This is a genomic window from Streptomyces sp. NPDC001156 (genome assembly GCF_053598275.1).
On the sequence record NZ_JBSFJX010000152.1, the window covers coordinates 1 to 18,695 of the forward strand.

At 67.9% G+C, this 18,695-nt stretch carries 31 protein-coding genes and 2 pseudogenes; 27 read left to right on the top strand and 6 right to left on the bottom strand.

Annotated features, from left to right (window positions below; all coding sequences use genetic code 11):
* Positions 1-45 precede the first annotated feature (45 nt).
* The 23 genes and pseudogenes from ACWDA7_RS38765 to ACWDA7_RS38875 all read left to right on the top strand — a co-directional run bounded on the left by ACWDA7_RS38765 (position 46) and on the right by ACWDA7_RS38875 (position 10,686).
* Positions 46-213: a hypothetical protein gene (locus ACWDA7_RS38765; protein WP_450610918.1), complete on the top strand. Its 168-nt coding sequence runs from the start codon at positions 46-48 to the stop codon at positions 211-213.
* On the top strand, positions 210-1,115 hold the full coding sequence (locus ACWDA7_RS38770) for a hypothetical protein (RefSeq protein WP_450610920.1): 906 nt from the start codon (positions 210-212) through the stop codon (positions 1,113-1,115). Before ACWDA7_RS38765 ends, ACWDA7_RS38770 begins: the two co-directional genes overlap by 4 nt.
* Positions 1,109-1,339, top strand: a complete 231-nt coding sequence (locus tag ACWDA7_RS38775) for a hypothetical protein (RefSeq protein WP_450610921.1) — start codon at positions 1,109-1,111, stop codon at positions 1,337-1,339. Before ACWDA7_RS38770 ends, ACWDA7_RS38775 begins: the two co-directional genes overlap by 7 nt.
* Complete coding sequence (locus ACWDA7_RS38780; protein ID WP_450610923.1) at positions 1,336-1,740, top strand: hypothetical protein; 405 nt, start codon at positions 1,336-1,338, stop codon at positions 1,738-1,740. Before ACWDA7_RS38775 ends, ACWDA7_RS38780 begins: the two co-directional genes overlap by 4 nt.
* Positions 1,737-2,120 carry a hypothetical protein gene (locus ACWDA7_RS38785; protein ID WP_450610925.1) on the top strand — a complete coding sequence of 128 codons (384 nt, stop codon included), beginning with the start codon at positions 1,737-1,739 and terminating at the stop codon, positions 2,118-2,120. The genes ACWDA7_RS38780 and ACWDA7_RS38785 overlap by 4 nt, the downstream gene beginning before the upstream one ends.
* Positions 2,117-2,365, top strand: coding sequence for a hypothetical protein (locus tag ACWDA7_RS38790; RefSeq protein ID WP_450610926.1), 249 nt, complete (start codon positions 2,117-2,119; stop codon positions 2,363-2,365). Before ACWDA7_RS38785 ends, ACWDA7_RS38790 begins: the two co-directional genes overlap by 4 nt.
* A complete protein-coding gene (locus tag ACWDA7_RS38795; RefSeq protein WP_450610928.1) occupies positions 2,362-2,715 on the top strand; it encodes a response regulator transcription factor in 354 nt (117 codons plus the stop codon). Before ACWDA7_RS38790 ends, ACWDA7_RS38795 begins: the two co-directional genes overlap by 4 nt.
* A complete protein-coding gene (locus ACWDA7_RS38800; protein WP_450610930.1) occupies positions 2,712-2,921 on the top strand; it encodes a hypothetical protein in 210 nt (69 codons plus the stop codon). Before ACWDA7_RS38795 ends, ACWDA7_RS38800 begins: the two co-directional genes overlap by 4 nt.
* Positions 2,918-3,148 carry a hypothetical protein gene (locus tag ACWDA7_RS38805; protein WP_450610931.1) on the top strand — a complete coding sequence of 77 codons (231 nt, stop codon included), beginning with the start codon at positions 2,918-2,920 and terminating at the stop codon, positions 3,146-3,148. The genes ACWDA7_RS38800 and ACWDA7_RS38805 overlap by 4 nt, the downstream gene beginning before the upstream one ends.
* A complete protein-coding gene (locus ACWDA7_RS38810) occupies positions 3,145-3,993 on the top strand; it encodes a hypothetical protein (protein WP_450610933.1) in 849 nt (282 codons plus the stop codon). Before ACWDA7_RS38805 ends, ACWDA7_RS38810 begins: the two co-directional genes overlap by 4 nt.
* Before the next feature lie 2 nt (positions 3,994-3,995).
* Positions 3,996-5,072 carry a recombination directionality factor gene (locus tag ACWDA7_RS38815; protein WP_450610935.1) on the top strand — a complete coding sequence of 359 codons (1,077 nt, stop codon included), beginning with the start codon at positions 3,996-3,998 and terminating at the stop codon, positions 5,070-5,072.
* The gene (locus ACWDA7_RS38820; protein ID WP_450610937.1) at positions 5,069-5,815 is read left to right on the top strand and encodes an exonuclease domain-containing protein; all 747 of its coding nucleotides are present in this window, start codon (positions 5,069-5,071) and stop codon (positions 5,813-5,815) included. Before ACWDA7_RS38815 ends, ACWDA7_RS38820 begins: the two co-directional genes overlap by 4 nt.
* Positions 5,812-6,168, top strand: a complete 357-nt coding sequence (locus ACWDA7_RS38825) for a hypothetical protein (protein ID WP_450610939.1) — start codon at positions 5,812-5,814, stop codon at positions 6,166-6,168. The genes ACWDA7_RS38820 and ACWDA7_RS38825 overlap by 4 nt, the downstream gene beginning before the upstream one ends.
* Positions 6,165-6,452, top strand: a complete 288-nt coding sequence (locus ACWDA7_RS38830; protein ID WP_450610941.1) for a hypothetical protein — start codon at positions 6,165-6,167, stop codon at positions 6,450-6,452. Before ACWDA7_RS38825 ends, ACWDA7_RS38830 begins: the two co-directional genes overlap by 4 nt.
* Positions 6,449-6,754 (top strand): hypothetical protein, encoded by a 306-nt coding sequence (locus ACWDA7_RS38835; protein ID WP_450610943.1) that lies wholly within the window; start codon positions 6,449-6,451, stop codon positions 6,752-6,754. The genes ACWDA7_RS38830 and ACWDA7_RS38835 overlap by 4 nt, the downstream gene beginning before the upstream one ends.
* Positions 6,751-7,659, top strand: a complete 909-nt coding sequence (locus ACWDA7_RS38840; protein ID WP_450610945.1) for a hypothetical protein — start codon at positions 6,751-6,753, stop codon at positions 7,657-7,659. Before ACWDA7_RS38835 ends, ACWDA7_RS38840 begins: the two co-directional genes overlap by 4 nt.
* Complete coding sequence (locus ACWDA7_RS38845) at positions 7,656-8,231, top strand: hypothetical protein (protein WP_450610947.1); 576 nt, start codon at positions 7,656-7,658, stop codon at positions 8,229-8,231. The genes ACWDA7_RS38840 and ACWDA7_RS38845 overlap by 4 nt, the downstream gene beginning before the upstream one ends.
* A pseudogene (locus tag ACWDA7_RS38850) lies at positions 8,228-8,500 on the top strand (WhiB family transcriptional regulator); the annotation flags it as partial. The gene ACWDA7_RS38845 and the pseudogene ACWDA7_RS38850, both read left to right, overlap by 4 nt.
* A 305-nt stretch (positions 8,501-8,805) precedes the next feature.
* Positions 8,806-9,297 (top strand): hypothetical protein, encoded by a 492-nt coding sequence (locus tag ACWDA7_RS38855; protein ID WP_450610949.1) that lies wholly within the window; start codon positions 8,806-8,808, stop codon positions 9,295-9,297.
* Positions 9,297-9,512, top strand: a complete 216-nt coding sequence (locus tag ACWDA7_RS38860) for a helix-turn-helix domain-containing protein (RefSeq protein ID WP_450610951.1) — start codon at positions 9,297-9,299, stop codon at positions 9,510-9,512. Before ACWDA7_RS38855 ends, ACWDA7_RS38860 begins: the two co-directional genes overlap by 1 nt.
* Before the next feature lie 103 nt (positions 9,513-9,615).
* Positions 9,616-9,825 carry a helix-turn-helix domain-containing protein gene (locus ACWDA7_RS38865; protein WP_450610953.1) on the top strand — a complete coding sequence of 70 codons (210 nt, stop codon included), beginning with the start codon at positions 9,616-9,618 and terminating at the stop codon, positions 9,823-9,825.
* 43 nt (positions 9,826-9,868) lie between these two features.
* Positions 9,869-10,501, top strand: a complete 633-nt coding sequence (locus ACWDA7_RS38870) for a hypothetical protein (protein ID WP_450610955.1) — start codon at positions 9,869-9,871, stop codon at positions 10,499-10,501.
* A 53-nt stretch (positions 10,502-10,554) separates the two neighbouring features.
* Complete coding sequence (locus ACWDA7_RS38875) at positions 10,555-10,686, top strand: hypothetical protein (RefSeq protein ID WP_450610957.1); 132 nt, start codon at positions 10,555-10,557, stop codon at positions 10,684-10,686.
* Between the two features lie 85 nt (positions 10,687-10,771).
* Here the strand turns inward: ACWDA7_RS38875 and ACWDA7_RS38880 are convergent, their stop codons facing one another.
* Positions 10,772-11,236, bottom strand: a complete 465-nt coding sequence (locus ACWDA7_RS38880) for a GIY-YIG nuclease family protein (RefSeq protein WP_450610959.1) — start codon at positions 11,234-11,236, stop codon at positions 10,772-10,774.
* A 15-nt stretch (positions 11,237-11,251) separates the two neighbouring features.
* A complete protein-coding gene (locus ACWDA7_RS38885; RefSeq protein WP_450610961.1) occupies positions 11,252-11,455 on the bottom strand; it encodes a type II toxin-antitoxin system prevent-host-death family antitoxin in 204 nt (67 codons plus the stop codon).
* A gap of 169 nt (positions 11,456-11,624) precedes the next feature.
* Here ACWDA7_RS38885 and ACWDA7_RS38890 point away from each other — a divergent pair, with 169 nt between their 5' ends.
* From ACWDA7_RS38890 to ACWDA7_RS38905, 4 genes are read left to right on the top strand one after another with little or no spacing between them, the layout of a single operon-like run.
* Positions 11,625-12,812 (top strand): hypothetical protein, encoded by a 1,188-nt coding sequence (locus ACWDA7_RS38890; RefSeq protein WP_450610963.1) that lies wholly within the window; start codon positions 11,625-11,627, stop codon positions 12,810-12,812.
* Entirely contained in the window at positions 12,809-13,261 is a 453-nt protein-coding gene (locus ACWDA7_RS38895; protein ID WP_450610965.1) for a hypothetical protein, read from the top strand. The genes ACWDA7_RS38890 and ACWDA7_RS38895 overlap by 4 nt, the downstream gene beginning before the upstream one ends.
* Positions 13,258-13,593 (top strand): hypothetical protein, encoded by a 336-nt coding sequence (locus ACWDA7_RS38900; protein WP_450610967.1) that lies wholly within the window; start codon positions 13,258-13,260, stop codon positions 13,591-13,593. Before ACWDA7_RS38895 ends, ACWDA7_RS38900 begins: the two co-directional genes overlap by 4 nt.
* The gene (locus ACWDA7_RS38905; RefSeq protein ID WP_450610969.1) at positions 13,590-13,856 is read left to right on the top strand and encodes a hypothetical protein; all 267 of its coding nucleotides are present in this window, start codon (positions 13,590-13,592) and stop codon (positions 13,854-13,856) included. The genes ACWDA7_RS38900 and ACWDA7_RS38905 overlap by 4 nt, the downstream gene beginning before the upstream one ends.
* A gap of 246 nt (positions 13,857-14,102) precedes the next feature.
* Here the strand turns inward: ACWDA7_RS38905 and ACWDA7_RS38910 are convergent, their stop codons facing one another.
* The 4 genes and pseudogenes from ACWDA7_RS38910 to ACWDA7_RS38925 all read right to left on the bottom strand — a co-directional run.
* Entirely contained in the window at positions 14,103-16,238 is a 2,136-nt protein-coding gene (locus tag ACWDA7_RS38910) for a hypothetical protein (protein ID WP_450610971.1), read from the bottom strand.
* Between the two features lie 20 nt (positions 16,239-16,258).
* The gene (locus ACWDA7_RS38915; RefSeq protein WP_450610975.1) at positions 16,259-16,660 is read right to left on the bottom strand and encodes an ABC-three component system middle component 2; all 402 of its coding nucleotides are present in this window, start codon (positions 16,658-16,660) and stop codon (positions 16,259-16,261) included.
* A 143-nt stretch (positions 16,661-16,803) separates the two neighbouring features.
* Positions 16,804-17,763, bottom strand: coding sequence for a serine/threonine protein kinase (locus tag ACWDA7_RS38920; protein WP_450610973.1), 960 nt, complete (start codon positions 17,761-17,763; stop codon positions 16,804-16,806).
* Between the two features lie 690 nt (positions 17,764-18,453).
* A pseudogene (locus ACWDA7_RS38925) lies at positions 18,454-18,695 on the bottom strand (hypothetical protein); the annotation flags it as partial.

Genomic DNA, 18,695 nt, shown 5'->3' on the forward strand with positions numbered 1-18,695 from the left:
CGAACAGCCCATCCCGATCACGCATACCGAGATCATCCCGCATGAATGATCACGAACCGCAAGTGGGTTGCCGGTTACTGGGACACGCTCCTAGCGGTCGAGGGCATGTTCCGCGGCACGCGCGTCGAGCTGACGGGTTTCAGCGTGCCGCTCACCCAGGAGCAGGCGGAGACCCCGCAGGTCGCCGACGAGACCACGGCGGTGACGGCATGACGACCGCCAACGTACGGGTGCGCCTCGGCCACTTCGACGTCGTGCACCCCTCCGAGTCGCAGACGTCGGTGTACGTCGAGATCCCGGACGTGGCCCGCGCGCACTACCTGCTGCCGGCGCACTTCCACGACTCGCTCCGCGACAAGGAGTGGGGCGAGGTACTGGACACCGCCCACGGCTACCTCGACTCCATCACCTGGGCGTCCGACACCGCGACGGCCCAGGCCCGCGCGGACGTACGGGCGTGGCTGCAGGTGGACGAGAACCGCGACGCGCTGAACGCGGCCTGGTTCCAGCACCGCGCGCAGCAGGACCCGGTGTCGCGGGCGCTGTTGCGGGACAAGGAGCGGCTCCTCGCTCGTATCGCCGAGCTGGAGGACGCCGCGTTCGGCGACGCGACGGTCCGGATCCTGGCCCCGGTGGGGCAGATCCGGCACCTGCACGCCGCTGTCGCTGCGCAGATGGCCCGGGCGGACACGCTGGACCGGCTGTGCCGGGAGCAGCGCGAGCGGGCAGACAAGGCCGAGGCCCGTCTCGCCGAGCTGCAAGCGGGCACCCCGACCCTCTACCTCACGGAGTACGAGGGCGCCGAGCCCCTCCTGTACTGGGACCTCAAGACGGCGAAAGCCCTGTGCGACGAGGACGCGCGGATCGAGATCGCGTTCACGTCCGGCCGGTACGGCTTCGACTGGATCGAAGAGGACGGCGTCCACCAGCAGATCTGGACGGACCCCGACACGGACGCCCGCAAGCACGACGCGCCGGGCCGCGTGACGCCGCTGAAGGTCCAGCCGAAGGAGACCGACGCGAGCGTCGAGGCGCCGGCGGACAAGCTGACGCGGACGTTCGCGCCGGTGCAGGCCCTCCGCGAGGACGAGGCCCGAGGCGGTGCCGGGTGCTGACCCTCCACGCCGGGCTGACGCCCCCGGCCGCCGTGTTCCTCGCGGTGTCCCTGTACGCCGCCTCGCTGGTGCCGTTCTTCCTCCTCATCGAGGCCGAGCACCTCGCCCCGCGCCCCGTGCGTGAACTGCCCGCCACCGCCCGCGCGGTGACACGTGACGCCGCCCTGTCGGCAGCCGTGCTCCTCATGCTCCTCACACCTGCTGCCCCGGAGGCCTCCCGATGACCCCCGAAGACACCATGACGCTCGTCGAAGCCGCCGAGACCGCGTTCACCGAGTACGCCAATGCCGCCGAGGACCAGGCGGACGAGCATTTCGACCACGAGCGCGAAGGCTTCCTGAACGCTGCCCGCACCACCGCCCGGGACCGACTCGGAGACACCGCCGACCAGCTGGAGTGGACATACACGCCCCACGCCGAACTACCCGAGGACGTCGAGGAGGCCACCGCGCCCCTGGCCCCGGGACGGCCGGAGTACCTGCGCTACCGGTACTACGCCGACGACGAGAGCGGCGCGTTTGAGCTGGTGCAGCCGTGCAGCGCGTGCGAGCGCGACCGCATCAACGAGGTCGGCAACCTGATCAAGCTCGGCGAGCTGCTCGCCACGAAGGGCGGCGACCAGTGAACCGCATCCGCCTGTACCTGCACCGCCTCTTCCGGCGCCCCACCGTCACCGGCCCGTACCGCCTGTACGTCCGCCGCGTCCCGGCCGGAGTGATGCTCGACGTCGAGCACTACCTCACCGCCACCCTGGAAACGCTGGCCGACAACCCAGACCTGCTCGACCTGCTGCTGGAGATGGCAGCGGACCGGGGGCAGGCACGGCAGCGCGACGGGTGGGAGCCGGAGCAGCTCCTGATGGAGAAGCTGACGGCCGCGCTGGGCTACGAACTGCCCCTGTACGGCGGCGAGCTGGCGCAGCTGGTGGACCAGCTGCGGGCAGCGGCCCCGGCCCCGGTCGTGCAGATCCCCGCGCAGCGCCGCGAGGGAGGTGCGGCCGCATGAGCGCCGAGCTGAACACCCGCCGCAGCTGGCTCCTGAAAGCCCTCACGGCCGCTGGACAGCCCGTCCGCACCGGCGACGCCGAACGCCTCATGGCCGAGTCGCCCTGGCCCACGACGGGCCGGAACACGACTCGCAAAGACCTGCGCGGCCTTGCCCGAGCCGGACTCCTGACCAAGAGCACCGACGCCCAGGGCCGCACCAGCTACGACCCCACCACCAGCACGAACACGGGGGAGCCCCAGTGATTTCCGTTTTCGACCTGCGGCAGAAGCTCATCGACGCCGCTGACGAACTGAACCTGCCGCTCACCCTTCGGCAAGTGGACGCGCTCACCACCCTCGTGGTGGCCCGCGCCTCCCGAGGTGTCGCGCCGCTGATGACCATCAGCAGCCAGCGCCACGCCGTCCTCGTTGGCTTGGCCGCCGGCGAGTCGGTCGAGGAGACGGCCGCGCGTCTGGCCCGGAGCTTGGAGACCGTCAAGTCGCACCGGAAGCACCTGTACGAGCAGCTCGGGGCCCGGAACGCGGCGCACGCCGTGGCGATCGCGGACCGCATGGGCCTGCTGCGTATGTCGCAGACGGAGACGCGCCCGTGAGCCGCCGCACCGTCCGCCAGGCCGCGGGCGCGTTCGCCCGGTACACGGTCATCTGCAGCATCGCCGCCCTTGTCGCGGACCTCCTGGCCGTCCCGTTCAACGGGCAGGCCTGGAGCGCCGTGTGGCTGGCCGCGATGGTCGTGACCTCGTACCTGCTGAGCGTGGCCGCCGACGCCCTCACCGGGCAGAAGGGCGGCCAGCGGTGAACCGACCAACCGTGACCGACCTGCGGGCCGTCCAGCCCCCGCGGGACGACGACCGGGTCCTCGGCCAGATCGAGCGCGGCGAGGTCATCGCCGGCGCGGAAGGCGCGCGGCGGATCGCTGCCCGCGCCATGGAGGCCTACGGCAATGCCGTCTGGGGCCCCGGCCCCGACGCCGACAGCGCGTGGGCTGACGCCGTCGCCGGTCTCACGCCGGGCGGCGCCCGGTGACTGATCCGAAGTGGGCGAAGCAGACCGAGCGGGGCCGGTACTACACCGACCCCGCCGGGGGCCCGGACCTGGTGTCCGTCACCAACGTCCTGTCCGTGGGGGTCGCCAAGCACGCGATCCCGCCGTGGGCCGTGAAGTTGACCGCGGAGTGGGTGCTGGAGCACCGCATCGAGGTCGCCCGCCGCGCCGTCAAGGACCGCGAGGCCCTGTTGAAGGAGATGAAGGCCGTCCACCGGAACGCCTCCGAGAAAGCCATGGACCTCGGCTCCCGGATCCACCACCGCGCGCACATGATGGCGCTCCAGGCTCCGTTCCCGGCCGACCCGCAGGTGGACCCGTACGCCCGGCAGTTGGTGCTGTTCTGGGAGCGGTGGGACGTGGACATCGACCAGGACATCCTGGCCGCGGAGATGACGTTCCTGCACCGCCGCCTCGGCTACGCGGGCACCGGCGACGTGGTCATGCTCCTGCGGACCGGCCGCCGCTGGGCGAGGGGGCGCCGCGCGAAGCAGCGGTGGCTGATCGACTACAAGTCCTCGGCGACCCGGCCCGCTTCGTCGGTGTACCCGGAGTACACGTTGCAGCTGGCCGCGCTCCGGTACGCGGAGACGGTCCTGCTGCCGGATGACACCGAGATGCCGGTCCCGCCGGTGGACCGCACCGGAATCCTCAACCTCCGCTCCCGCTCGCACGCCCTGGTGCCGATGCCCGGCAACCGCCGCGCCCACCGCGCGTTCCGTGGCGCGCTGCAGACCACCAAGTGGCTGCACGCGGCGGAATCCACGTACCCCGCGCTCCTGCCCCCGGTGGCAGAGGAAGCGCCCTTGAACCGAAAGGCAGCCTGATCATGGGTGGCCGCATCATCAACAAGCAGCGCCAGGCCCGGGAGTTGGGTCGACTGCGTACCGGGTGGAGCGTCCCGAACGAGGACGCCAGTAAGCGCCCGCGCCCGGTCAAGTCCAAGACGTGGGTGATCTCCAGCCACGCCGCGCACTACGTCGAGCGGGCCGCCGAGCTGTACGGCGGGAAGGTCGAGCGCTGGCAGCCGCAGGGCAACGGAGCCCCGCAGTTCCGGGTGATCACCCAGGCCGAGCAGCTCGAAGCCTGTCTGCCGGGCGGGGACCCGCTCTCGCAGTACAACGAGATGTGGACCAAGGGCGGCTGCCAGCGTCGCTGTGACGGCGAGACCGAGCAGCTCACCCGGCAGCCCTGCCGGTGCATCGCCGAGTTCGGCGAGGACTGGTACCTGCTGCGGCTGAACCCCTACAAGAAGGACAAGGTCTGCTCGGCCACGTCCCGCCTGAACGTGGTGCTCCTGGACATGCCCGACATGGGCGTCTGGCGCGCCGAGACCCACTCCTTCTATGCCTCCAACGAGTTGGCGGGCACCGTCGACATGGTGCTGTCCGGCACGGGCGGCAAAGGCCTGGTCCCGGTGACGCTGCGGATCGAGCCGCGCACCCGCGTGGCTCGTGGGGAGACGAAGCACTTCCCGGTCGTCGTTGTCGAGGTGCGCGGCGTGACCCCGCGGCAGGCCCTGTCCGGGCCGATCCCGACCGCCCTGGCCTTGAACCCGGCACTCGCCGGCGACGGGCCTCTCGCGATCGAGGCGCCGCGCCCCGACTACCTCGCGGAAGCCGAGGGCGCGCTCACGTCCGATGACGTGCGAGACGTGTGGCGCAAAGCCCGCGACGCGGGTCACGCCGACCCGCGAGGCAAGTGCGAGCTGTCCCAGCAGCTGGCGGTCATCGCCGCCCGGAAGGACGCCGAGGCCGCTGACGACCACCCGGGCCCGGGAGACCAGGAGCCCGACGAGGACGGCGTCATCGACGCAGAGGTCGTACCCGACGAGCCCGACGAGCCTGCCGCGCAGGGGTCCAGCTGGCCGGCGGCTGCCGCGCCCGGATCGGGGGCACGCCGATGACCACGTTCATCAACGCCCGTAAGGCTGCGTGGGATACGGAGACGTCGGGACCGGACCCGCTCGAGGACCGGATCGTCAGCGCCGCGTTCATCGTCCGCGGCGGCGACCACCAGGACCACGTGTTCTCTTGGCTGATCAACCCGCAGGTGCCCATCCCACCGGAGGCCACCGAGGTGCACGGCATCACCGACGCGATGGTCCAGGCCCACGGCCAGGACCCGAAGGTCGCGCTCGATGAGATCGCCACCAACCTCGCCCGCGCCGCGAAGTGGGGCTGGCCCATCATCGCGTTCAACCAGTCCTTTGACTGGTCGATCTTGTATTACGACCTGGTCCGGCACGGCCTGCCGACGGTCGAGGACCGCGTGAGCGGCACCCCGCTGCCCCTGATCGACCCGCACGTCATCGACCGGCACTACGTGGAGCGCCTACGGGGGAAGGGCCAGCGGAAGCTGAAGCCGACCGCTGGCCGGTACGGCGTGGAGCTGACCGACTGGCACACCGCCGAAGCGGACGCGCTCGCCGCCCTGTTGATCGCCGAAGCCCAGTTCCAGAGGTACCGGCCGCTCAACGACTTCACGCCGCCGGAGTTGTTCGCAGCCCAGCAGGAGTGGCGCGCGCAGCAGCAGGCCTCGCTGCAGGAGTACTTCCGCTCCGCGCCGCCCGAGGCCGGCGGAGACCCGGACAAGGTGATCGACGGCTCCTGGCCGCTGCTCCCGGCCCAGCGTGGGGGTGCCTCATGAGGTGGCCCCTGGTGTGGCGTAGCCGCCGCGACGAGGACCTCGCCGCGGCCAAGGCCGAGACCAACCGGCAGCGGGAGCGCGCCGAACGAGCCGAGGACATCGCCCGGACCGAGGTCGCGAATCGCAGGACGATCGCCGCCCAGTACTCCGCCCTGTACGACGTCAACGACCGCCTGGCCCGCCGTAACCGCGTGCTGTGCGAGCAGCTGGAGGCCGCGCAGGTCGGCTCCGGATTCGACCGCGCCAAGGCCGTCGAGACCGCGCAGCGGATCGCCCAGGCGCCACGCGCGATCGCTCGCGCCCGCGCCACCACCGCCGACACGGCCGCGAACGAGAAAGGGGCCTCCTCATGACGCTCGACCAGCTGACCCGACCGCTGTCCGTCCTGCGGCAGATCGTCGCCCCGACCGGCCGGCACCGCCTCCGCGGCCCCGCGCTGGTCGACCAGCCCGCCCTGCCCGCGCAGGCCGTGCTTGACGAGGAGGAGCTACAACGGCTGCTGGACCTCGGCGAGCTCGTTGCCACGGAGTCCGCCCGGTGCCCTGAGTGCCGCCGGGACCAGGCGCACGCCATGCACCGCGACGGCTCCCGGACCTGCTGGACGTGCGGCACGGCAACCCCGGCAGGTGCCCAGTGAACCAGCCCCTCATCGCCGCAGTGTTCGTGCTGGCCATCCCGGTCTTCCTGTGGCAGATCCGCCGCGCCGCCGCCGCAGTGGCCCGCGTCCAGGCCGACCTCGATGTCGTGCTCGCCGAGCAGCTGCCCCGGGCCGCGCGGCCCCGGATCGACACCCGGCCCGGCATCAACCTCGCGGACCTCGACGAGTGCGAACGCATCTGGTCCATGCCCGCCTACCTGGACCCCGGCCTCGCCGCTGGCCTTGACCAGCTCCGGGCCGCCGTCCGTGACGAGCAGCAGCAGGAAGGAGGACAGGCGTGACCCTCCTGGTCGACGCCCCGGCCGCGGCCGCCACCCTGGCGGCCGCGGACCGCGAGCCCCCGAACCACGACACGTTGACCTGCACCACCAGGTACAACTGCCGGCGCCCCGCGTGCGTTGAGCGGGCCAGAGCGAATGAACGCGCCCGCCGGAAGCTGCAAAGCCAGGGCGCCTACGCACGGTTCGCCGACGCCGAGCCCGTACGCCTCCACGTGCAGCAGATCATCGCGGCCGGCGGCACCGTGAACGCCATCGCCATCCGAACAGGGCTCAGCGACCGGACCGTGCGGGACCTCCTGCCGGTGCGGCCGGACGGCAGCCGCGCTCCTCTCAAGCACCGGATGCTCACCGAGAACGCTGAACGGCTGCTGGCCCTCAAGCCCGAGGACGTCATCCCCCAGTACGTGCTGGCGCTCGGCACCGTTCGCCGGCTCCAGGCGCTCGTCGCGGACGCATGGCCGATGGTCTGGGCCGCCCCGCGCGTGGGCCTCGGTTCCAAGTACGTGGGACAGCTCATGGCGCGCTCCGCTGCCTGCAAGGAACTCCCTGTTCTCGGAACGACGGCCCTGAAAGTGGCCCGCGGTTACGACGAGCTCCGCGGCAAGAGGTCCACCCGCTACGGCGTCAGCGCCAAAGGCGCCCGGTGTGCGCGCGCGCTCGCGAAGACCCGCAGCTGGCCGCCGACCCGCTACTGGGACCAGTTTCCGGGCGCGATCGATGACCCGCACTTCACACCGGACTACCAGCGGACCCGCCGGGAGATCGTCGCCGAGGACGCGCACTGGCTGATGACCAAGGGCCGCCTCAGCCGCGCGGACGCCGCGGAGCGCATCGGCGTCAGCACGTCGTACATCGACCACGCCTTCGCCGACTACCCCGAGTACGCGGTGGGGGTGACGGAATGAGGCCCCCGAACGCTACCCGCGCGGACATCGTGGCCATGCTCCGCGACGGCCACAGCAACACCCGTATCTCGACAGAACTGCGTTGCGACAAGGCCCGCGTCCGCCGTATCCGCGCCGAGCTCGGCCTGCCCGCCTTCGTGCAGACGGAGCGGACCCGCACCCTCGAGGAGAAGTGGGCGCTGTTCGTCAAGCCCGTCGAGGGCGGGCACGCGGAGTGGACCGGTACCCGCGGCACCGCCTCGGGCACGCCGCTGCTCTCCTACAAGGACAAGCTGTACAGCGCCGCGGCGATCGCCTTCCAGATCAAACACGGGCGTGAGCCGCAGGGCTACGTCAAGGCCGAGTGCGACTTCAAGCACTGCGTGGCCCCGGACTGCGTCGATGACGAGGCAGGCCGGCAGCGGACCCGCGAGCAGCTCCGCTACCTCATGGGCGGGCAGGAACGCCCTGCCCACTGCGTCCACGGCCACGACCAGGGCGAGCACGGCCGGTATGAGCCGAGCGGCACGGCCTACTGCGAGGCCTGCAAGCGCGAGCAGCGCCACACCGACCGGCAGGCGGTGGCCTCATGAGCCACTACGTCTACCCGGACACCGTCAGCCGCGACAGCGACTGGCGCGACTCCGCCGCCTGCTGCGACGAGGAAGACCCGGAGGTGTTCTTCCCGAAGGGCAGCGACGGCCCGTGGGTGCTCGTCATCGAGGAGGCCAAGGCTGTCTGCCGCCGCTGCCCCGTTATGGAGGAGTGCCTGCAGTGGGCGCTTGAGACGGGCCAGGACTTCGGCGTGTGGGGCGGCCTGTCCGAGTGGGACCGCCGCCGGCTGCAGCGCCGCGCGTCACGGCCGCCCCGAGAGCCGGCCGCGGAGCCTTCCTACACGGTCCGGAAGGCGGGGACGTTCGCGGAGACCATCCGCGGCGTCTACGACGACTGCACCAGCCCGCAAGAGGACGGCCACGTCATGTGGACTGGCCCCCACCCCTCGGTGTCCATCAACGGCAAGAACCACACCTTCAACCAGATCGCGTTCGAAGTCGGGCACGGCCGCAAACCAGACGGCCCCGTGAAGCGGACCTGCGACGTGTACCGGTGCGTCGCCGCCGGCCACCTCATGGACAGCACCATGCGCGCCGCCGCCAAGGCCAGCGTATGAACGCCTGCACCCACTGGATCGGGGCCGAGCAGCGGTACTGCCACTCCACGGAGAACGTCCGCGAGTACCTCTCCGGGCTGTGCTGCCCGCTCCACACGCCCGCCGCCCTCCGTGGCCTGCCGGAACCGGAGCCCGGCCCCGGCATGCCGGCCGGCGCCTGGACGACGCCGTCCCCGCTGTCCGACTCCCGCGTCCATGACGCCCGCGCGGTCGCCTCGGGGAAGCGCCGGGCCAACCCGCGGGAGTACCGGGCAGCGCAGGCCGCTGTCGGCCAACGCCCCGAGCTACAGCCGGCGCCCATCCGCATCGACGTGGGCCAGCAGGACGCCCGCGGGCGCCGGATCCGCGTCCCGACCGCCGACTACCGCTGCCCCGCCTGCCAGGAGACCGAGTCCGCGTCCGGGGACCAGGTCGCGCACTTCGCCAAGCACATCGAAGCCGAGCACGCCGAACGCTGCACGGCCGACCCTCAAGGAGCACAAGCCTGATGCCTCTTCAACGCCGCCCGTCCCAGCCTTTCAAGGGCGACGAGCGCATTGCGACCCGTACCCGAGCCGTCGAGCTCTACGAGGCCGGTCACACCACCCGGTGCGTCGCCGAGCAGATCGGCCGCCCGTGGTCCACGACGCGCCAGCTGCTGGCGGAGGCCGGCACCGTCTTCCGCCCGCGCGGCAGCAAGTCCCGCTGCACCGCCGACCACTGACCCCCCGACCGGCCGCGCGCCCCAACGCGCGGCCACCCGGGCGCCTGGCCCGCCAATCCCACGCCACCGGGCCAGGCGCCCGCTCTCAGCACAGGAGACCCACATGCTCCACATGACCCGCAGGAACCCGAACCTCACCGGCGAGGACCGCAAGGCGGTCGCCGAAGACCTCGCCGGCCTGTACCGGGAGGGCTACAGCATCCGCGGCATCGCCGCCCGCACCAGCCGCTCCTACGGCGCCGTGCACCAGCTGCTCCTCGACGCCGGCGTCACCCTCCGGCCCCGCAGCAGCGCCCGCGTCCGGTCCAACTGATCCGCCCCGCGCGCACCACCCAGCCCACCAGGAGGTCCCCACAGTGAGCGCCGCCAACGTCCCGATGCCGTCGCGCATCGCCCGCCTGCCCCGCGACAAGCATGGGCGCGCGGTGCCCTGGTTCGTGGCCTGGATCGACGGCGTACCGGACCACCGCGTCGTTGGCACGGGCAAGCTCGAGGACGCCGCGCGGTTCCGCGTCTGCTGGCTGTGCGGCGAACACCTCGGCGCGAACGCCGCGTTCGTCATCGGCCCCATGGGCGCGGTCAACCGGGTCTCCGCCGAGCCGCCCTCGCACCGCGACTGCGCCCTCTACGCCGTGCAGGCCTGCCCGTTCCTCACCCACCCCAACATGCGGCGCAGGGAGACCGGACTGCCCGAGGCCGCGCAGGAACCGGACGGGACCATGATCCGCCGCAACCCGGGCGTCGCCCTCGTCTGGGTCACCCGCGACTGGCGCCTCCAGCCCCGCCACCGGCTGTGGACCGTCGGCGACCCGATCGAGACCCGCTGGTACGCCGAAGGACGGCCCGCCACCCGCGACGAGGTCCTCGCCGCCATCGACTCCGGGCTCCCGCTCCTGCGCGCCGAGGCCGAGCAGGACCCGCGGCCGGCCGAGGCCCTCGCCGAGCTGGACGCGCAGCACGCCCGCGCGCTGCAGCTGGTTCCCGCATGACCGCGCGGACCTGGCGACCGGACGGCCCTGGTTCCTTCCAGGCGCCAGCTGGCGTGCAAGCCGTTCGGGACCGCACCGGCCGCGTGTGGCGGCGCAGCGGGGCCCGCTGGACCGCGAACGGCACGGAGTTCATCCGGTGGCGGGTGCTGGTCGCCGAGCACGGTCCGGTGGCCGAGGGGGACTGAGCCCGCGGATCTTGCCGGAACGGTTCCACAACATCACAAAGCCCCGCACAAGGTGCGGGGCTTGGGAACGAGGAGGGGCGCGGTGTCAGAGGTTGACGGAGGCCTCGGTGTCGCCGAGCGCTTCAAGGGCGCGCTCGTAGAAGTCGAACGGCACGAGGGCGGCAACGGGCCTGCGCGCCTTGGTGCTGTCGACCACGACCACCGGCTCTCCCGTGTACCTCACCCGCATGACCTGTTCCGTGAGGTTGCTGCGGATCTGACCGACGGTGCGCTCGGCGGGCTCCAACTCCCTGGGCCCTGCTGCCCACGGGGAGCTGTTGACGTTGTAGGCCGGGCGTTCGTCGAGGATCGCCTGGACTTCTGCGGCGCGGGCTGGCGGCCTGGTGTCGAACCACTCGATGGTCTTCTTCGCCACCTGCGGCCACCACTCCTTGTTGCGCTCGTGGTCCGCGAAGCGGCTCTCGACATTCGCAGTGATGCCGACGTACAGCAGAGCACCGCCCTTGTCGTAGAAGCGGTACAGGGCGGTGCGGTGATCATCGAGCCACACGGGCGGACTCCTCGGTCAGGCCGGGGAGTCTCCCTCCTCCGGCTGCTGCTTCTTCGCCTCGATGGCTTCCGCGTCTGGCACGGGAACGATCGCGGCCACGCGTCGGCCCCGGCTGGTCACGTAGGTGATCCGGCCTCGGACGGCGGTCTCGTTCACGACGTCGGACAGGGCGGCCCGCAATTCGCGGATGCCGATCTCGGCGCTGGTGTTCGCAGGCATACGCACAGGGTAGCTGAGGTACGCCTGCGTACCCGAGTGTACACATTCTTGGTAGAGTCGACGCAGGAGATCACTCCTGTAAAGCCGCCCTGAAGGGGGGTCGCATCGTCACGCCTTGATCAGAACGACCCAGAGAGAGAACCCAGTTGAGCACTCAGGAGCAGGCCACGTGAAAGTCCGCCGTTCCCGACTCACCGAGGACTACGTGCAGGTCCCTAACCGGTCCGTGCGCGACGCCCGCCTGTCCTACATGGCTCGGGGCATCCTCGTTGAGTTGCTCAGCCGCCCCGACGGGTGGGAGGTCACCGCCGACGAGCTGTGGCGCCTCGCTACCCAGGCACGGGGGGAGAAAGGCGAGGGCCGGCGGTCCTTCCGGGCCGCGTTCGCGGAGTTGAAGGAGTACGGCTACATCAGCAGCCAGCGCGAGCAGCTGCCCGGCGGTCGTCACGGCACGGTCCTCACGGTCTACGACATCCCAGGTCACGCCGACGTACCGGCAGGTGGTACCTCGGGCGACTCCGCGCAGGGAGAAAGCGCAGGTCGCTCCGACGTACCGTCAGGTGGTACGCCGGACGGCTCCGACGTACCGCACGGTGGTACCCCGGCGCGACCTGCACAGAAGGACGTTTCCGCAGGTCGCTCCGACGTACCGCTTTCCGACGTACCACACGGTGGTACGTCTAATAGAAAACGGTCTACGAAAACGGGAGAGAAAACTGGTGGTGACGGCCGTAGGCCCACTACCGGTAGTACGGGGCGCGCCGCCAGCGGCTCCGCCGCGCTGCAAGACGAGCCCGACGCCGAGACAGCCGAGACAACCGCCGCCGCCATCGGCTGCGTGATCGGACTCCTGCCCCGCCCCCTCCGCGACCAGCTCCCCAGCCCCGTACCCCGGACTGTCGTAGACACCATCACCACCGAACTCCGGGCCGGGATCGCCGCGGAGGCCCTCATCGCCCGCGCAGAGCGCCGCTGGCTGGCCCACGGCTACGACCTGGACAACGACACCACCGGAGGCGGCCCCGGCCTGCTGCGCCCCGTAGGCGTCGCGGTCGCCCTGCTGCGCCGCGGCAAGTGCACCCACCCCCGCTGCGATGACGGCGTGGACATCGACACCCGCGAGCCCTGCCGCACCTGCGAACGCGAAGCCGAAGACCGCCGGGCCGCCCAGACCGCGCCGGTACAGGGCACGTTCCTGGCCGCCGTCCCCGACCTCAACCCCGCCCCGGCGCCCGAGCCGCGGCCCGGCCCGATGCGCGACTGCCACGGCTGCCAACGCCCCAGCCGCACCCTGCCCGCAGACGGCTGGTGCCGCGACTGCCGCCCCGACAACACCGAGAGGACCGGCACCGAATGACCAGCCCCACCGCCGAAGTCGACAGCCAGCAGCTATTCCAGGCCCTCGCGCACGGCGTCGCCGGCGACGACGCCGCCGCCTGGAACCTGATCCGGCCCCTCGTCCACCGCGACGAGGCCGCCATGTTCGGCGTGTTCCTGGGCCTGGCCGAGTCCGCCGCGTTCGACTCCATCCAGCAGCACGGTGCCGGCGGGTTCGTCCTGGAGGTCGAGGACGTCGAGACCGGCGCCGAGAGCAGCGTGGACGTCCTGCCGCCCGGTGTCCGGTTCGCCGGCCAGTTCCTGACCGCGTGGGCCAACCGCGACCAGGGCACCGCCGAGGCCCTGTACGCCGCGCTCCGCAGGTCCGACCCGGAGGAGCTCGGCGTCGGGCTGCGCGCCCTGTACGAGATGGCCGTCGTCTCGCTCCGCGCCTTCTGCGAGCGCAAGCGCGAGGAGCAGGGCAAGTGACCTTCCCGATCCAGCTTCCGCCGCCCGGCCCGGCCCTGCGTCTCCACCAGGCCGCCGCCCGTATCCGGGCCGCCGCCGACCTCGCGCAGCGGGACCTCGACAGCGACAGCTTCTGGCGCTGCTACGACCCCGCCACCGCCTGGCGCGACGGCTTCACGAACGGCATGGGCGGCGTGTGCTCCGACCTCGCCGGCCTGTTCACCCCCCAGCTCGCGCTCCACATCGCGGACTGGCTGGTCACGGTCGGCGCCCACGCCGTCCGCCACGGCCCGGACTCGATCCCCGCCCCGGCCGCCGCCATCGCCGACGCCCTCGCAACGGAGCAGACATGAGCACCGCGTACGAGCAGCTCCTCGCCGAGCAATGGCCCACCGGCACCTTCGGCCAGGCGCTCCCGCCGGCGCCCGACCCGGAGCCCGAGCCGCTGCATCGGCCGATCACCCCGTGGACGCCGGAGGAGCAGGAACGGCACGTCGCCGACCTCCTCACCGGCATCAGCGGCTGGCACTTCACGGAACCCGACCCCGAAGCCAGCACCCCGAGCACCCCGACCCTCCGCCTCGTCACCGACGAGCCCGACACCAGCGCCGCATAGGAGCAGCCACGTACCCCGCCCTCTTCGCCACCCCCGGGCATCCGCGCCCTCGCCGAGGAGATCGACGCCGAACGGCAGAGCCAGATCACCACGTTCGGCGACCAGCGCTACCCCGACGGCACCGCCGCCGACTTCACCGCCCGCGCCATGCGCTTACGGGGCCATGATCACTCGCGCCAAAGCAGCGCCACCCCAAAGCCGCTCCACCGACCGCTCTTTCCCCGTCAGCTTCATTCACCAATGGTTTCATGCACTCGTGGCGTCATCGATCAGGCCGTACGGAGGCTTTTGAGGATCACCAGAGAAACTAATACACACGAACGGTTCGACTGCTGTCGGCGGTACGTTGTCAACAATGATGACCTGAGCGCCCTCGCCCGCACCACTTAGCCAACTCCTCAAGTGACCATAGACCTTATTTACGATGACACCGGCCACAGAGTCACTAATTTCGGCATCACCGGATTTTCGCCCCTCCGGCGCCAAGTTCTTTTGCGGGCTATCGATGAGCAAGAACCCCGGGTGCCTGCCTTCTTCCTCGTAAGCGAGTTCAAAAAGCGTCAATTCCCAGGCGAGCGCCAGAAGAGTCAAGGCACCTGATGACCCCACGCGGTCGTAGCGCAGCTTTCTAACATGCGGGATCAATTGTCGATCGATCTCAGCATCCGAAAGCTTCGGGAACCCAAAGTCGGTGAGGATTTCACCGAATCTCTCCGAAAGGCTACGCAGGAGATCATCTCGCCCCCTTTGATTCTCCTGGATCTCCCTAAGCCGCCTATTGGTTTCGGCGAGCCTGCCTGTCAACAAATCTACGTGCTGAGCCTTCGCTTCTACGGATTCCAGCATCGACCTCTGCTGCACTACAGCATTCTTCGCCGCCTCAGCATCGCTAACCGCCTTGGCAACCCTGTCCCTTTCAGCGAGCAGCGGAGTTACAGCTTCCTGGGTAACGGAATCTAGCTGGCGTTGCAGCGATAGAGCGAGCACGTCAGACTCATTACTTACTTTCCGCGCATGTCTAACTTCTGTCTCTACCTTTTCGATGTATTCCTTGAGTTCGTTGAGGCGGCGTTGAGTGCTCCTCAACTCTTTACTAACGTCGACGTCCTGCCCTTCACCTTCCGCCAGATCGTAACCATTCAAACCATCCATTCGACTGTCTTCTCTTGCCGAATCGAGGGAGTGGTGGAGCAAACCAGGAACATGGGACCTACAGAGACTGCACTGATCGCCTTCAATAGATACGGGCCCGTCTAGTTCACTCGCGCAAGCCGGACACACCGTGACGCTGAGGGGATCGAAGAGCCTCCTAGCCTCAACCAACATCGTTAGTTTTCGGACGTCGTCAGCGTATTGAGCGCGCAATGGAACAAGGCGCCTTAGCAGGGTTTCCCTGTCCCTGAGGCGGGCTCCTGCCTCGCGCGCTTCTCGCGAGCGCGTCAGATATTCGTCACGCAACTGTGACGCAAAAGAAGTTCGCTCCACGGCGTGCTCATCAAGCTGAGCAAGGTCTCTCCGCGCTCGCCGCAGAGAGGCATCACACTGCTCTGCTCGCTCCTCCAGTTGGAGAGGACCTGTGATGCCCTGATCCCGAAGGAAGGTCCAAAGCGCTTTGCTGCCGGCCCGCTCTTCCGCAAGTTCCGCGCGCAGCTGGTTAATCTGCTCGCTAAGGGCCGACCCGACTTCATCGTAGATGCCGAACATCAGGTCGACGACCTGTCGGAGTTTGTTTGCCTTAAATGGGTGATGCTCAAACGTTAGATTTTTATTGTCAAGCCGCGTATTTGTCAGGAACCATAGTGGCGTGAGATCCCTGAAACTCAGGGCATGAGTAACCGAATCTGCCTTTGTCGGAGCCTGCCTGAGCCGAATACCATCGAGCCCACAGAGTTGCAACAAAAACTTTGAAACATTCTCCTCGGCCGAGATGTCTGCTGATAGTAGGCGAGGGAAGCCCGTGGCATCCCTCAGTGTCCCCTTGAACACGCGTACCGAATTTGCACCACCATCGATCGACCGTTCCAGAACGTACCATGCTTCTCTGAATCCCCAACGAGCGGCGTCCGGGGACTCAGCAAGAGAAGCCACCTCTGGCTCAGTAGCGTTGGTGGATTCACCCTCGGCCTCAAGTACAGGCTCGTAAGCCATGATGCCAAGGCGGGCTGTGTGAACACCTTCTACAATCTCGATGTGCTCTGGATGCTTACTGGCGCCCAGGCAATAATCGATAAATTCGAGGATCGTCGTCTTACCTGTTGAGATTTGCCCAGCAATTACCGACAGAGGGCTGAAATCTCCTTCCTCATTCGAGAAATCTACAAGGTAGTTTTTCCGGTAGCCCCGCAGTTGAAGCCCTAGGATCCGGATCCCGAACTCGCGCATGATATGTCTCCCACCCGCTCTTAGTCGCCGTACAGGTCAAGCAGCGCAGGATCAGCACGCAGCCAAGTCCGGCAGTTTTCCTGTAGCTTTTTATCCGAAAGCCGGTGCAGGCGGGATCCAATTACCTCAGCGCTATTACGGTATGAGTCGGCATATAGGCTGCACAGTTCATGTGCGACAGCAGCCCCTTTGGATGTAATCACAAATGTCCTGAAGCCATCTTTCGCCTTCACCTTAGCCAGCGCGTAGGATACGAGAAGGGATAGATCATGTTGGATCCTAGAGCGACGTGTTGCGAATCTTTGGCCGGGCGAGGCATAAGTAATAGGTTTCGCAGCGAAGCCAGCTAGCACTAGTCGCTTGTATGCGGGGTCTCCCTCATTAATGATCAAGAAGGGATTCGCGGCAAAGAAGTCCAGCATTCCCAGCCGGTCTAGCCCCACCGTCCACTCATTCGAGTCGATTACCTCAAGCAGCAACAGCAGCTGGGCAAGCCGGAATGCTGGGTCATCCTCTGGTCGGAACGCTGGCTCCAATCCGTCCTTGACTTGACTGCCATGTGAGGTCACGACCCATCACCCTCTTTCTGTTCTGCCGTGTCTTGAGTCGTTGTATCTGCGTGGGATGCTCCCGAAAGCCCAACTAGTGTGCCGGACGTAGCGTGTTCAGCATGCTGCTTCGCTATCTGCTGAAAATCACGGACCCAGCCAGCCCGGCCGTCGTTGACGCGCTGGTGGACGAGACCGAAGGCGTGAATCAATCCGCAGCTAATTACCTTAGGCATCGCAGGGTGATGTTCGCGGACTGCATCCATCACTCGTTCGTAAAGGCCGGGAAGCTGTCGACCAGGGTGCGACTGGAGGGCGCTGTTGAAACGTTGTGACCATAGAGATGCTATGACAGCGCGAGAATCCACCAGAGCCGATATCTCTTCGGGCACGGCCTTGTCGGCAATTTCTCTGCTGACAATCTCAGCGTTAAAGAATTCTTCCTTGGCTTCATCGCATGCCAACATGCCTGCTTCATGCATTTGCCGGACAAAAAGCGCACCGTCGTAGCGCTCAGGGTCCTGCAAGGTAACCACTGGGCGGGTAGGTATATCGGGCACAGTCGCAATGGCATTGAAGTATTGTTCCCGTACAGCCCTAGCGTCTTCCGCTATCAGCAGCCTTCTTAGTTTAGCTTCATTCCAAAGGTCAATTACGACCGAACCTTCACTCTCCTTCTTCTTCTTCCATTTCTTCCACCACTGCTCGTTCGGTCCATCGAAATTACATGGCATGCAAAGAGTCCACGAGGCCAGCGTGTAGCCGTTTTCCCGTGCTGATTTCAACGCACTTTCATAGGCCTCGCGAACTTGAGACTGCTGAGATTTATTGAACCCATCTATGAAATATTTCGATTGCCAAACGGAGACATCGTCTCCGAAGAGCTGCCCAACATACGCGTCAATACCCCAGTCTCCAGGATTCGCTTCGATGGTCGAAACTTCGGGATACCGCACTCCCACGAGGTCAACAACCATACGCTCGAAAATAGCTCGCCCGCCATCAGTAGAGGCGGCCCTAACGCGCAAAATATTGAAATCGATGAGTCCGGAAGACTGAAGTGAAACTTGCATTATTGGCATCACTCGCTTCAAATAGACCGCAACGGTATGTACTTCTTTTTAGCTCATCGATACAGATAGTTTGCCACGGTCAACCCACCGTGACTACGGAATGGACGAGGTTTGCGGACCCAAGACCTTCGTCTTGATCCGCAGCAACGCATGTCGCCTGCATGATGGCGCCCTCAGCCGACCAATCGCCCAAGGGGGCCCTCGACCCTAGTTGCGGAGCCCACAGCTGCCGTGCTGGGCACCCAAGCGCAGCTGGCGACCTCCGTACACCGTGGAGGGAGCGGCACCGTTGAGTGTGTAACTGCGTGACAACGCCGACGAACAGCGGCGGACGAGCGCGAACGCCTGCGGACCATCAGCGCAGGTGAAAGCCACACCAGCTGATGGCCACGCCATCCCCCAAGTTGCTTCGGGACGAAGATGTCGCCGTGCCACAGCCGTGCCAGATGCAGGGGTCAGCAGCAGTCAACAAGGGTGGCTGGCGGGTGCATCCGTGCCCGCTAGCTCGGCCGGCGAAGCGGCAGGCCACTGGCCCGGCGCCCCAGCCTCTCTCCTAGAGTGGTGAGTTCGCTACCTGGTTGCCGACGTTCGTGATCAGTGTTGAAGTGCCGCTTTGGCGGCCACGATGATCAGACCGAGCACGAGATTGACAGCGCCGGCGGACACCACGGTCGGTCGAGAGGCGCCGGCCCGTAGGACCGCTGCACTGGCCCACAGGACTTGCTGGCCCACAGCGACGCCGAGCGCCAGCCACGCACCGCCCCTGAGACTCAGGCTCAGCAGCGGGCTGATCGCGACAGCGACGGCTGGCAGAATCGCCGCCTGCGCGATCGGCC